At 41.6% G+C, this 13,590-nt stretch carries 12 protein-coding genes; 4 read left to right on the top strand and 8 right to left on the bottom strand.

The features are described from left to right. The first annotated feature begins 70 nt into the window (after positions 1-70). The 3 genes from ACJVC5_RS08300 to ACJVC5_RS08290 are packed head-to-tail and all read left to right on the top strand — an operon-like array spanning position 71 to position 3,255. Positions 71-1,819: a hypothetical protein gene (locus ACJVC5_RS08300; protein WP_408098906.1), complete on the top strand. Its 1,749-nt coding sequence runs from the start codon at positions 71-73 to the stop codon at positions 1,817-1,819. After that, positions 1,812-2,117, top strand: a complete 306-nt coding sequence (locus ACJVC5_RS08295) for a hypothetical protein (protein WP_408098905.1) — start codon at positions 1,812-1,814, stop codon at positions 2,115-2,117. Before ACJVC5_RS08300 ends, ACJVC5_RS08295 begins: the two co-directional genes overlap by 8 nt. Then, a complete protein-coding gene (locus ACJVC5_RS08290) occupies positions 2,110-3,255 on the top strand; it encodes a DUF2252 family protein (RefSeq protein WP_408098904.1) in 1,146 nt (381 codons plus the stop codon). Before ACJVC5_RS08295 ends, ACJVC5_RS08290 begins: the two co-directional genes overlap by 8 nt. Before the next feature lie 41 nt (positions 3,256-3,296). On the opposite strand, the gene ACJVC5_RS08285 is transcribed toward ACJVC5_RS08290, so the two are convergent. The 6 genes from ACJVC5_RS08285 to ACJVC5_RS08260 all read right to left on the bottom strand — a co-directional run bounded on the left by ACJVC5_RS08285 (position 3,297) and on the right by ACJVC5_RS08260 (position 9,263). Further along, positions 3,297-3,956 carry a hypothetical protein gene (locus tag ACJVC5_RS08285; RefSeq protein WP_408098903.1) on the bottom strand — a complete coding sequence of 220 codons (660 nt, stop codon included), beginning with the start codon at positions 3,954-3,956 and terminating at the stop codon, positions 3,297-3,299. Between the two features lie 117 nt (positions 3,957-4,073). Continuing rightward, positions 4,074-4,691, bottom strand: coding sequence for a hypothetical protein (locus ACJVC5_RS08280; protein ID WP_408098902.1), 618 nt, complete (start codon positions 4,689-4,691; stop codon positions 4,074-4,076). Next, entirely contained in the window at positions 4,688-5,452 is a 765-nt protein-coding gene (locus ACJVC5_RS08275; protein WP_408098901.1) for a TIGR02147 family protein, read from the bottom strand. The genes ACJVC5_RS08280 and ACJVC5_RS08275 overlap by 4 nt, the downstream gene beginning before the upstream one ends. A gap of 181 nt (positions 5,453-5,633) precedes the next feature. Then, positions 5,634-6,980: a hypothetical protein gene (locus ACJVC5_RS08270; RefSeq protein WP_408098900.1), complete on the bottom strand. Its 1,347-nt coding sequence runs from the start codon at positions 6,978-6,980 to the stop codon at positions 5,634-5,636. Continuing rightward, the gene (locus ACJVC5_RS08265) at positions 6,967-8,292 is read right to left on the bottom strand and encodes a hypothetical protein (RefSeq protein ID WP_408098899.1); all 1,326 of its coding nucleotides are present in this window, start codon (positions 8,290-8,292) and stop codon (positions 6,967-6,969) included. Before ACJVC5_RS08265 ends, ACJVC5_RS08270 begins: the two co-directional genes overlap by 14 nt. A gap of 128 nt (positions 8,293-8,420) precedes the next feature. Next, entirely contained in the window at positions 8,421-9,263 is an 843-nt protein-coding gene (locus ACJVC5_RS08260; RefSeq protein WP_408098898.1) for a hypothetical protein, read from the bottom strand. Positions 9,264-9,397: 134 nt separating this feature from the next. Between ACJVC5_RS08260 and ACJVC5_RS08255 the strand changes: the two genes are divergently transcribed. Beyond that, on the top strand, positions 9,398-10,204 hold the full coding sequence (locus tag ACJVC5_RS08255; RefSeq protein WP_408098897.1) for a TIGR02147 family protein: 807 nt from the start codon (positions 9,398-9,400) through the stop codon (positions 10,202-10,204). A 9-nt stretch (positions 10,205-10,213) separates the two neighbouring features. Here the strand turns inward: ACJVC5_RS08255 and ACJVC5_RS08250 are convergent, their stop codons facing one another. Further along, on the bottom strand, positions 10,214-11,437 hold the full coding sequence (locus tag ACJVC5_RS08250; protein ID WP_408098896.1) for a hypothetical protein: 1,224 nt from the start codon (positions 11,435-11,437) through the stop codon (positions 10,214-10,216). A 147-nt stretch (positions 11,438-11,584) separates the two neighbouring features. Beyond that, positions 11,585-13,450, bottom strand: a complete 1,866-nt coding sequence (locus ACJVC5_RS08245; RefSeq protein ID WP_408098895.1) for an OPT family oligopeptide transporter — start codon at positions 13,448-13,450, stop codon at positions 11,585-11,587. Positions 13,451-13,590: the final 140 nt, after the last annotated feature.

Raw genomic sequence — 13,590 nt, 5'->3', positions numbered from 1 at the left:
AAGTTAAGGAAAATTCATGCCGATGAGAATTTTAGTCAGGTTTTGAATGGAAATGAATTTGAATCGAAGAATGAATATTAGACTTGGAGTTGTACTACTCCTTCTTCTGGCCTTCACGCAGGTCTATGCGAAGGACTCTGTTTCTGCGGCCAAAATTCTTCGTTGCAGAAGCATGCTCAAGACTTTCCTTCAAGGAACAGTCCCGAAACGCTCACCTGAACTTAATAAAAGCATCGCTCAAATTGAAAAAGAAATCGAAGGCCTCAATTACGGCGGGGTCGTTCCTTGGAAAATCTCCGAGGTAGAAGGACTTAACCGAAATCTCGTTCGTTATCATGATGTTGAAGAACTCGGTCTCCCTGTTCCAAAATTTGATAAGAGTCAAAAACTCGGTTCTGCAGTAGTTGATGCTAAAGAAATTCGTTTCTCGCAAATTTCTGCGCAAAATGACTCTGAAGGCGGCTATACCGTTATCAATAATGCCAAGGCCCTTAAGGCCGGAACTTTAAAAGTTACTGATCTTCCAAAACTTCGTGTGTGGAGAGATGAGGACGGAAAAATCTGGACCCTAGATCACCGTCGACTTGCGGCCATGCGCCTCTCAGGTGCGGTTGATAATATCGAGGTCGAATTTGTTCCTGAGGCCGTCGTAAAAGAGCAACGATTCAAATTCAGTACTCAGACTGATGGTAAATCCATCATGATTAATTTTAAACAACCCGAGGACAGAGAAAATGTGGCCATCGTTCTTATGAGCGAAGACTTTAAAGATATGGCCGCTGCGACCTCTTCCCATACTCGTCTACCGGATTATCCGGAAAGACTCATTCCTCCGAAGACTGATCCTGAATCGATCAAAACCATGACATCTCGTTTTCCGGCAACGGAACGCGAGGCTTGGTTAAAGGCCAGAGGTCCGGAGCACATTGAGAGACTTGAAGGCTTCGCTCACGAAGTTTCTAAATCACTTAAGGCGCTCGAGAAAAAAACGGCCGATGACATCAAAGACTCCTATATGTCACTTGGCCAAGTTTCTGTGAGAAGCAAAGGTGAAGACTCAATTCTAGCGAAGCTTCTCAGAAAAGACTTCAATGCTTATCAACGTGGCGAAGCTGGTATTGATAACGTGAAAAAAGTTGCCGCGGCCATCGGTGATGGTCTAGGAACTCGAATCATTATGAAAACTGGACCGGATGGAAAAATTGCACCGGAGACGGTTCAGGCATTTGTTGACCAGATTTCAAAAGACATCAAAAACGGAACTCGGGTCACCGAAATCATTAACTACCGCGTCTTGGGTAAAGAAGGCATTCCTTATCTTTCAGATAAACAGATTGATCAAATCGTTCGCGCGGACCGTGAATACCGTCTTGCTCTCCAGAAGCAAAAGGACGCAGGTAAGGCGGTGACTGTTCCTGAGCCAATCATTGTTAAGAATGATCCTAAGACCGGTTATGAAAATGGTTACACTAGCTTTCACATGAACGTTCTTTATAAGAGTGGTGTGCAAGGTGAACTACAACTGAGGGGCCCTGCCATTCATCAGGTCTCGGAAGTGAAGCACTTGTTCTATGACATAAGAGCAGGAAAAGTTTTGAGTGATGACTATAAGAAGAATCCTGCCATCGTTAAGGCGGCAGATTCATTCAAGGCCCTTTCGGAGTCCGACAAGGCCAAAGTGGAAATTTATTTCGAGCAACAAATGACTCATGCCCGTAGAATTGAAGTAGGAGAAAAAACCGCACCTCCTCGCTTACCTGCAGGCATTCCAGCTGAATTGTCCTATGAAAACCTAAAACCATTGCTTGTGCATGATTGATAATCTTTGCCAGGAAATTAAACAGCACTGGAAGACCGGAGACCATTCATTCGTCTCAAAAGAAAACTATCACGGTTCAAAAATTAAAATCAAATTCGATCAATTTAAAGATGAGTCCGAAACCATCTTTGCCATTGCGATGGAACTATCTCGCTCCGACGGTCATAGCTCTCAACAAGACCTTACGATGGGTACGCAGGACAAGTTAGAAAAGTTTTTGTCCTCTCCCGATTTCCCAACTCTAGTAGAAAAACGTCTGGACACTCTTCATGAGGCCATCGAGGAAATGTATGATTAAGTTCATTCCTTTATTCTTCGTCAGTTTTTCGCTGCATGCGGCCCCATGTAAGGACCTCATTGCCAAGATGCTAGAGCACTATCCAAATCAAGACACTCAAAAAATTCTTCTACGTTTTCAGAACGCCAAGAACAAGCACATGTTCATGCGTGCCTTTGTCCCCTATTACTACAAAGAGGCCTTTGACGTGAAGGAAACTCTTCCGATCTATCAAAAGCTAAAAAATCACCGTGGCCAGATTGTGGGAGATGCCCATGCCGAGAATTTTGGTTTTATCGTTTCCAATAAAGGCGTTCCTAAATTCACCTTCAATGACTTTGATGACGTGGCCGAAGCTCCTCTGTTTTTAGACGTGATGAGACTTTCTCAGTCCGCATCGTATATGGGAGACTTTAAGCAGGAAAAATTCATTGAGGCCTATAAAATGGGTCTCGCTGGTACAAAGCGTCCCTACTCACCTTATGTTCAAGAACTCCAAGCGAAGGCCCAAAAAGGTGGCCACGCTTCTAAGGCCGATGTGCTTGAAACCGCTCAGGGACCTCGCTTCAAAGTGAAGGGTGAACCAAACTTCGCTTTAGCTCCAAAAGAAAAGGCCTCTGTTGAAAAAGTTTTCAAAGATAAATTTGGAGCGAAGACCAAAGTTCATGATGTCTACCGAACAATGAAAGAAAGTGGTGGCTCCGCCTTCGGTAATCGCTATCACGCTCTGGTTGAGATCAATGGGAAAATCGAATTTATCGAACTGAAACAAATTATGGATGGTGGTGTTGTTGGCTGGACCAAAAACATCAATGACAAGAAACGCGTTGAAACATCCATGAAAAAGTTTCTGGGCAATGACTTTAACCAAAGACTTGATGTGGTCGACGTCGGAACCAAACCTTATCAAATGCGCTTTAAAATTGAAGGCAACAAATCCATCGACTCGGCCGATTTAAGTGAAAAAGACATGGGAAAAGTCATTGAGGATGAGTTCTATCTTCTAGGTCAACTCCATAGAACCTCTTTGGGTGGAACCACTAAAAATGTTTCTGCCTATGCTAAAGACCTTGAAACAGTGACAACTGAAGACTGGGAAACATCTGTGAAAGTCATGAAAAAGACCCTCAAAAAGGCCTACGAAGATAGCGGAAAATAAAAAGACCAGGGTTTCCCCTGGCCCATCCATCAATCAATCAATTATAGAGAAATGTGACCGTTACCAAGGGAAAGGTGCGAAGAACCTGTTGAAGACTGAACGTAGAAGAACATTCTACGAAGGTTATCAGTGTTCCTAGAGAACACACTTCTTTCAGAAAGAAAGCCCGCTGGATTTAAAACCAGAGAATTATTCACAAGCTTAATATCGGCATCAACATAAACATAACCGTCAAATGGCACAAGGTACACTTGGGTCTTCTCGTAGCCAGGGAAGGCCTTTACTGGAAGCTCAACTGGATTGTTTTGCGGAGTCACTGTTACATAAAGTGTGTTTTGAGAAGCAAGATTCTCAAGGGAAAGATCACACTCAGTGCCATCTACAGTATGAGAGACTTCACCGAAGATCTTTTGAGTTGTTACTTTCTTCCAAGAAGAACCGTTCTGAGCGATTGAGAAAGTCATCTGACCAACTTCAAATTTGGCAGAAGTGACGCAAGTAAAGTCGTTATCGTTACGGTGAACTTGAGTTGAAATTTGCGCTGTTGATAATGATGGTTTCGAGGCCAGCTTAAAATCCACTTTATAAGAGCCAGCACTGTAGCCTCTATAAAGATTTGTGAAATCCGCTTGAACAGACTTTGTAACTGCGAATGCCGAAAGTGAGAGAGAAAATAGCGTGAGAGCTGCGATCATTTTCATAATAACTCCTGTTGGTGTTAAGTTAATGACCGCATATTTGCCAGAGATGAATGAGCTTGGGAATAGCTCTAGAGTATCTGGTCGAAACCCTAACAATCTTAACAATCCAAAGGAAAATTACTTCAATTCAAGATGCTGAAGGAGCCCTTGATAGCCATTCGCCGTGAAAAAGCGAAGTTCATTCGAAATTAAAATGGCCACAAATATTCTGACCTTCTCAGATAAAAAAAGCCTTGGATTAACTTCAAGAGCTTTTCGATAAACCACTTCGTGAAGAATTGCGACACCCTTTTGTTCAGTCGACAGCTTGTTCCAGTAGCGCTGATTTAGAATATAGCCATGCTTAGTTTGAATGATCAACTGGGCCACCCCGCTCCATTCAGGAATGTGAATGCCGGTACCCATATCAAAAATAAGTGGGAGGTCAGATTGTGAGAAGGATGCCTCGGCATAAAATGATTTAATCCAACCATTCAATTGTTTTTGCAGTTTAGGATCATACTTGGCAAGGCGGCTTGTGAAGGACATTGCGACTTTATATTCATCCGACAAATCTCTTGGCCACTGAATTCGATAGCCATATCTCGCTTCAGTTTCATAGGCATCAAAAAACATTACGGGAGTTTTACTCTCCAGATGATAAAGGACCCCTCCGCCATTGCCGACTTCGTTTCCAGCAAAAGAAGAGAAAGATAGAACAATAAAAAACAAAAGCGAAAAGAATTTTTTATTCATTCGTTATTACCTTCGAAGGCCACAGGGAAAAACTGAATATTGAGCTGATAAAGCTCATTTGAAACATCATTTTGTCTGGCAATCTGTGAAAGCTTAGCTCGAAATTCGGCCAGCGCTTTCTTATACTCAGGGAGCATGTTCTTATCGATACAAAAAGTCAGGCTCGAGACATCTCTCTGTTCAACCGGTACTTTATCCAGAGACTTCAACCCAATCGGAATAAACTCTTTATGAAATTTGCGAATGGACGTGGATGGAACATCATTCGTTGTGGTTACGCTCTGATAGATGAGTTCATAAAATCCATCTTTCTCTGCAATTAGACCTACGTCCAATAGCTTTTTTAGACCAATGTCGATCTCTTCGACTGAGAGTTTTAACTTCTGAGAAAACCAGACGATATTTGGTAAATAATCCGAGGCCTGAAACATCGTAAACACTGACCAGGTCTTCCAGTCCGAGATCCGATTAAATTCTTCTTCGTTAAGTTGCTTTGAGAAGCCCGGGCCACGACGAAGATACTTTTGAGAATAAATGATTTTTTTAAGTCTTTGTCTTTCTTCTTCTGCGAGGTTGAAGATCGAAAAAAACTTCTCGATCGTTTCATCACCTGGAATGTCTCTGCCTTTTAATAAATTTGTGAGTCTTCCGGAAGAAATCCCCATGTCGCGGGAGAAAGAGCGCAGTGAGTACTTGGCATTTCGCTGCTGGCGTTCAAGATACTTTGAATGAAGAAAATCTGCGAAAGACGTGTAAGACATGAGATCCGCACCTAATCATTGATTAAATTTTTAAAGAGTCTTGTTCTATCCAAATCCTCCATCCGCTGACTACTTGCTTTAATGAGGTGTGAAGCATTTTTACACTCGCACAACTTCATTGGTTTCAGCTACTTATGCTTAGGCCTATAAAAAAAGGCCCTAAAAAGGGCCTTCTTCTAGCTTATTTGAGATCGCGCTGGATGATTTTAATGGGGTTAGTTAACTTCGGATGTTGGCTCATATTTCTAATAAAGTCCCCACCGATAGGATCAAAATTATAATTAAAACGAATCCTTACCACTTTACCATCTAAACCAGATTGAGGACCAAATACTGCAGAACCGCTTCTATAAACATTTACAGGAGAATTCTTTCCGATGAACATGAGTGCTTTATCATACTTGCCTTCAGAAATTTCTTTGACCGATAAGGCCGGTGCATACATTTTACTTTCTAATGAAGCATTAAGGAAACGAGCAGCATCCTTATCATCGTGGATCTTTAAAAGATTTCTAAAATTACAAATGGCAGTGTTATAGAGGGTATACACGTTATACTCATGAGACACCTTTTCGAATTCATTGATCTCTAATTCTCGAACGTTTTCAAGAATGATTTTTTTAAATTTAACCAGCGTTTCTTTTCGAACTTCTGGATCACACTGTCTACATTGTTGTGCTTGAATGTAACCAAGCACATGTTTCTCGACAGTCGCGAATTGTTCTTCGTTGACCTTTTTGATGTGGTTGTTCCAAATAGAGAAATTTTCCGTCTCTCTATTTTTTAGTTTTTCAAGATTAGAAGCACATCCTCTAATTGTATTTTGAACATTTGATTCGGGAAATGTGTGGCCACTCAGATCAGCTATCGCTTCATCATAAAGGTCAATCAACTGATCGTTGAGTTCAGCATTTCGTTGAACATGCTCTGAAAACTTATGGAAAAGACTTCTGGCCTTCTCAAGCTCGAGGACAGGATCGAAACCGTTTTGTTGTCCTTCAATTCTTTCAAGAACTGATAATCTTAAAACAGTCTGCACCCTTAAATAATCAGTGATCTGAGATGAGATCTCATAATCAGAAGCAGCACCGTCGTTTCTTTCCAGTCTTACAAGGCCCGCATATTCGTGGTGAATCAGGCGATACTGACCTGATTCAGAGGTTCCCTTAAAACGTGAAATATTACACAAGATATGAGGACGTGAATTTTCCTTTGAGACAAAGCCTCTACAGGTTTTAGGCACTCCTCCTACATTGATGTCAGCTTCCTCAAAACCAATAACAACTTTCTGAGGTTGAAGAATATCTGTCATCAAACTTACATAATCTTCATGAGTAACATCAGTGGGAAGCTTCAAAGAACGTGATCCACCCGCTTTAATCCATTTTAAAATGTCCGCACGAATATCATTCACGCGCTCTTCAAGTGAATCACCACCGCCACCAGATTCTCCGCCAGCAGCGTATACAGGTAGCGTTGTTAAACATGCTAAAAAACAAAATGCTTGTAATAGCTTACTTGTTTTCATTTAGACCCCCCTCGATTAAATGAATGGGATTTCCAAATTCAGGGAATTCGACTTCGCTATAGCCATCAAAGATGCTCGAATCATAGATCATAACCATTTTGATCTTTTTTCCATTAAACTTTGAATATGGCTTAGTTCCAAGTTTTCTTGCCGTTCTTTCGACTTTAATCGGTCCATTTTTTCCGAGAAACTGAAGTGCCTTATCGTATTTGCCAGAAAGAATCTCTTCCAAGGTCAGCGACTCGCTATAGGTCGAGCCAGAACTGTGCCTGAGATCTTGCGTCTGCTTATCTTGTTCAATATTGAAGAGCTTTCTAAATGAACAATCTCTCTTATGTACGTCCCAATAGAAGTCACGCGGTCTATCGGAATAAATATAATCAGGATCTTGAGTGAGATCTCTTAAAGCTTTCAGAATGCTGTCTTTTGAGGCCAGAAGTGTTTGCTCACGAATCACTTCATCGCATTGAGTACATTCTTCAGCTTCAAAAAATCTATTTATACTTTTCTCTATGTCCTGCAATTTATTTTCGAAGTTTTTGTCGGTTCGAAGTCTCGATTGATCAAATTGCGCTGCATATTTTGGAATAGTTGCTTCAAGCTCGTCTGCACAACCGTTTACGATTTCATTAATAGTTGGATCAATGCTTTTATCTCTTAAGCTTTGCAATACTTTTTCAGATTTAACTCGAAATTCCTGAATTTCCTGTGCCCGTTTCCCTGAGGCCTCTAATCTCTTTACATAAAGAGCGCGTGCTTCTTCCAAACTTTGAATCGGGTCAAATCCGTTTCGATTCTGTTCTTTCTTCACCACTGCTAGTCGAAGAACTGTCTTTCTTCTTAGATAGTCTGTTAACTGCGATGAGATTGCATAATCAGAGGCGGCACCATCGTTCTTTTCAATTCTCACAAGACCAGCATACTCATGGTGAATCAGACGATACTGTTCGGCCTCGCCTGTTCCTTTAAAGCGAGCAATATTACAAAGGATATGTGGGCGTTGATTTTCTTTCGAAATATAACCACGGCAAGTTTTAGGAACTCCACCTACATTGATCTCAGATTCTTCAAAACCCAAAACAACTTTTTTAGGTTGAAGAATATCAGTCATGAGACTTACGTAGTTTTCATGCGTGATATCGTTCGGAAGTACTAATGACTTAGAACCACCCGCATTGATCCAGGTTAAAATATCCGCGCGAATTTCATCCACACGTTCTTCTAATGAATCACCACCGCCACCAGATTCTCCGCCAGCATAGACAGGAAGAACGGACAGACCCATAACCAGGGCCAAAGTCTTTAAAAGCATAGGAACTCCTTATTTGCATTCTATCTAGTTATTCTTTGCACTTAGGTTCATTTGTAGTTCTTTCTCCCACTGTCTAAAGTTTAGACAGTTGCCCTCTTCCTAACCTGCGGGAAAGAGGGCTGGATGAACTACATTTCGTCTTGAATTACCCAAATTGGGTTCCCATCAACTGGGAAGCGAATATTGTCGAGGCCAGTAATCACCGACTTGTCATAGGTCAGAGTCAGTCTTACCGTCTTGCCAGTGAATTTGCTCGAAGGCTCACCATTACGTTTAGAATTTCTCACGACCTTAACTGGTGCATTCTTAGCAATGTAAAGAAGACTCTCCGTATAGCGACCAGACAAGATTTCCGCTGGGGCAAGGCTATCGTGATAAGTACAACCGATGTGATCCAACTCACCTTTGGTGATCTTATCGTCCTCATACACAAAGTACTTATTGAACTTACAAAACTTGCGACTTAAATGTCTGTCCACTAGATCATTCACATCGCGGGAAGCATACTGACTCGGTTTTAGCTCTTTCATAAGAGTCAAAACTCGCTCTTGATACTTATTCATTGCTGCTTCTCGAAGCTCGGGATCGCATTTCGAACACTCTTCAGCATCAATATAACGTTTCACACTCTCTTCAATCTCAGTTAGGGTTTTTAAAGAAGCTCTCGCTTCACTTTCATTACGATTGCTCAACTCCTTTCCCGTCTCCTCCATTTTCGCATTCATGAGATTCGCACATGTAGCTAGTGTTTCTTTAAGGGCCGGATGGTTTAGATTAAATGAACGAACCTCTTCTTCAGCTCCCAGTGCCTCAGACTTAAAAGCTTCGATCTTTGCTTGATTCTCATGAATCACAACCTGAACCTCAGCATACAGAGCACGAGACTCCTGAAGCTTTTGAAGCGGATTAAAACTTGCCGCGTAGGTTGGTAGAACAACTGCACATGCTAAGAAGAAAGTGATCGTTTTCATTTAACCCTCCAAAGGTTGTTTTGATGGGAGGGTTATAGATCAGGTAAAAATAACTTTCCGCATAAAATTAATCAAAATTCATGCTATAATTTAACTACTAGTTCATTTTTAAACTTAAGTTACTGGAATTACTTATGGAAATATTTAGCTTCGATGACTACAAGGACTATATAAAAAGCGTCCTGGCCTCCAAAGGTCACGGTTCTCGCCTTTTATTTGCCGAGGCCCTCAATTGTCAGTCGGCCTATATCACCAGAGTCCTGAATCACGATGCTCACTTAAGTCTCGAACAAGCAGTAGATGCTTCTGCCTTCTTTGAACTCACACAAGACGAAGAAGATTTCTTTCTCCTTCTCGTTCAATTCGCCAAGGCCGGAACCAAGCGCCTGAAAGACATGTCGAGAAAAAAGATTAAAGAGATCCGAGAGAAGCGCGCTCTTCTTTCCAATCGAATCAATATCAAGGATGAATTAGATGAAGTGATGCAAGCGAAGTACTATTCCAAGTGGTACTACGCCGCCATTCATATTCTGATTACGATTCCTGAATACCGAGATAAAAAATCTATCAGTAGCTACTTAGGTCTTCCCATGAGCGTTGTTAATGAGGCCACAGATTTTCTCATTGAGACGGGACTTATCGCTGCTTCCAAGGAAGGATTCAATTCGGGGAAAGGACGTATTTTCTTAAAAGGTGACTCACCCTTCATTACACAACATCATGAGAATTGGCGTATGCGTGCCATCGAAAACATCAACCTCAGTGGCAAGAACAACATTCACTTCTCATCGGTCTATAGTCTTTCCAAGAAAGATTTTGAACAGATTAAAGAAAAACTTCTGACACATCTTCAGGAAGTCAGGGAAATTGTAAGGCCCTCAAAAGAGGAAGAGCTCTGCGTGCTGACTCTGGATTTCTTCAGTCTCGAAAGTCAAAAATAAGATTATTAATTAATCTTGAGGACTGGATATAGTTCCAAGTTTAAAGACTCTTTCTCCAATTAGTTCAAACTGACCTGCTGGAATGATGCTTCTTTTTAAAGTACCGTCAAGATCGACCTCCGACGTGGTCGCTCCATCGCCAGAGTCTATTCTCAAAACCGCGCCCGTTTCAGACTTACTCTTCAAAGAAGTTCTTAAACTTCCAACAGCGGCCGGATTTCTTGATGGGCTATAAATAGGAATAGAAAATTGCTGGAGTTCCTGCTCAAACAATTTACGAGGTAGCATTTTAGTGTGGCCATAGCTTGATACAATCCCGTGAGTTTCCAACTGAGTCGCGATTGTCTTTTCTCCTACCATGCCCAAAACGTTGTAAGTCTTTAGATCGTTTGTTTTAACTTCGATCGAAAATGATTTTTCTGGTTCACCATCATGTAAATATCGTCCGTACGTAAGCATTCCTTTGGCGTCGGAGATCTCCAGCTCCACACCATCGCTAGAGAGAATTTCAGAGGCTGAGACCGGGATTAGTAGACTTGTTCTCTGAATGCTTACTTGGGTTTTGTTTTGAGCTTTGATTAATGAGTTCGTTACAAAACCCAAAGGAATATTATTCATCTTAAGCAAAAAGACTTCACGGTATTCCGGTTCAGAAGGTTTCCCTTTTTTAACTTCAAGGCTCGCAGCAACTTTCAGGAATGACTCAGTAAATGTCTGGTTGAATCCTACATCGTTGTGCAGACAGACCGCTGAAGAATGATCCTTAACCACAATCATCCCTTTAAGCTTCCCGACTTTTTTGTCTTTCGTCAGATAGCTCGTATGGAGAAGCATAAAAGGCGAAGCTTCAAGGGCGACACCCGCTCCAAACAGAGCGATCTCTTTCTGAGCAATCTCTCCTACAATCTTTTTATCTGATATTACTTTCTCACTCATTCTTTTCAATGTGGAGGCCGGATTAATATCCGTCTTATAAATGTAACACTCCATTGGATAGCTTGCCCCAATGTCGATGGTCGAATAATAGAAATCAACCTTATCTGAAATGTGATTTATTGTCGGAGAAAGCTTGCCTGGGACCTCAAAGCTCACAAGCTCATCTTGAGATGTCACTTTTTGGAGCGAGAGATCAGTGCCTTCCATCTTCACGGCTTCTTCCAAAGTCATTGGCTTTTTGAAATGTGAACAACTACTTAGAAGTAGAATTGTGAGTGAAAGTGCTGAATATTTCATTGTAGACTCCGGCGTTGGTTGACCCTTCGGAATCTATGTCTATGGGATTTACTTAATTTTTCTTGTTGTTCCTAATTTCGGCCACCTGGCCTCATTTTAGGGCAAAAAAAAGCCCCGGATTTCTCCGGGGCCAAAAGCTAAACTGAATTATACAGCTTGCTCTAGAAGAATCAGGATAATACCGATAATCGAACCACCAGCGATTACACCAGCAGCAAGAGTCTCTTGGTTATCAACGAAAGCTCTGTAACCAACGCCTTCTTTGTTCTTACACATTTTCTTAGCAACCCAGAAAATAAGTGTACCAAGGGCCATTGACCAAGCATCAGCGAAACGAAGAACGAAACCTAGACCAAGACCAACACCAGAAAGTGGGAATTTGCCGTTCATTTTCTTGTTTGCGATTTCAATCACGATACCAAGAACTGCACCGATACCAGCTGCAATTTGAGCAGTATAGTGAAGGTTAGAAAGACCTTTAGTTAGAACTTCAGATACACCTTTCCAAACAAGTGCTGATGGAAGAGGAAGAGCGTCTGTTGTGAATAGAGAAATATCACCGTGGAAAATGCTGTAGAAAACTGGAACAGCAATTAGACCACCAGCGAAGATACCAAGGATGTGACCAAGGGCCTGAAGACGTGGCTTACCACCAAGCATATATGAAGGCTTGATATCCATAAGAAGGTTCGAAGCGTTCAGAGATACTTCTGAAGTAATACCAGCAGTCATAAGGTTAGTTGTCACGTTACCCGGAGCAAGAGCACCGTAAGTAATCTGAGTCAGCTTACCAAGAGCACCACCAGGAGTGATTGCTGTAAGACCAGTTGAAGTTACTGCGATTAGTGTAAATACGAAAACTAGAGGGATGGCGATGATACCAAGCCAGTAGTGAATACCGAACCAGATGTGACCTAGGTAAACAGTTAGAGCACCGATTACAGGAATACCAACTGCGAAGATCCACATAGGAAGTTCGATTTTTTCAAGAACATCGTCTTTAGTTTCTTTCTTAGAGAACATCTTTTTGAAAGACTGGATGATGATCTGAGGCTTCGAGAAGAAGCTATAAAGAGATGACGTTGTCATAACAGCAGCACCACCCCACAAGCTCCACATAGTGATCGCTTTAAAAGTTGTGTCTGTGATGATTCCCGCATCAATCATTACTGGAGCAAGAAGGAAGTAGTTAATGAAAGCACCAAGAAGAATCGACATGGCCGTCTTCATGCTCATTAGACCACCAGTACCCATCATAACGATCGAAGTATCGAATTGAACTGTTAGATCTTTAAGTGGAGTACCCATGATTGCTGGAGTAGCGAATTTATAAACGAAATCGTCCCAGTAGTGAGGGATAGCAAGGAAACCCATCTTGAATTTTGCAAGAAGAGTATCAGCACGAAGGATTTCGATAAGAGCTGAAAGACCAGCACCGATCATCATAAGCTTCGCTTTGAAGATACCTTGTTTACCGTCTTCATCGTGAAGTGAATCAAGTACCACACCTGCAGCATAACCTTCAGGGAACGGCATTTGTTCATCATTGATGAAACGTCTCTTAAGTGGGAATGCGAACAATACACCAAGAAGAGAAAGAACAACGATCCACCAGAAACACTGCCACATAGGGATAACTTGGCCAGTTACCATCATATAAGCAGGAATTGATGCCATCATCGGAGCAGTCATATAACCGGCCGATGTCGCGATCGATTGCATAGCATTGTTTTCAAGGATGCTCATTTCAGAACCAAGTTTAAGCTTCTGAATAAGTTTGAAAAACGCGAATGAAAGGATAACTGAAGAGATACCTACTCCCAGAGTCCAACCAGTCTTAATACCGATATATAAGTTTGTTAAAGAAAGAATTCCCCCAAGGATCATACCAGTTAAGGCAGAACGAACAGTTAACTGAGGCATGTCTCCTTTATAGACATTCTTCAGCCACCATTGATCTTTTTCCTCGAGCGTCATCGTGCGGACTTGCTCTTCGCTAAGCTCTTTGATCATAAAACCTCACATGAATTTAACAGTGGGGGTAAAACTACAAGAAATTGACAAGGATAGTCCATGAATAAGTCTTAGATTGAACGCGATTTTAAATGATCAACCCCAAAATAACACCATGCCACAAATCATTTCAAAGCTCT

Origin of the sequence: Peredibacter sp. HCB2-198, assembly GCF_045999315.1 — a bacterium.
In the GTDB taxonomy this organism is placed as follows: Bacteria; Bdellovibrionota; Bacteriovoracia; order Bacteriovoracales; family Bacteriovoracaceae; genus Peredibacter.
This window is presented reverse-complemented; position numbering and strand designations above follow the sequence as displayed.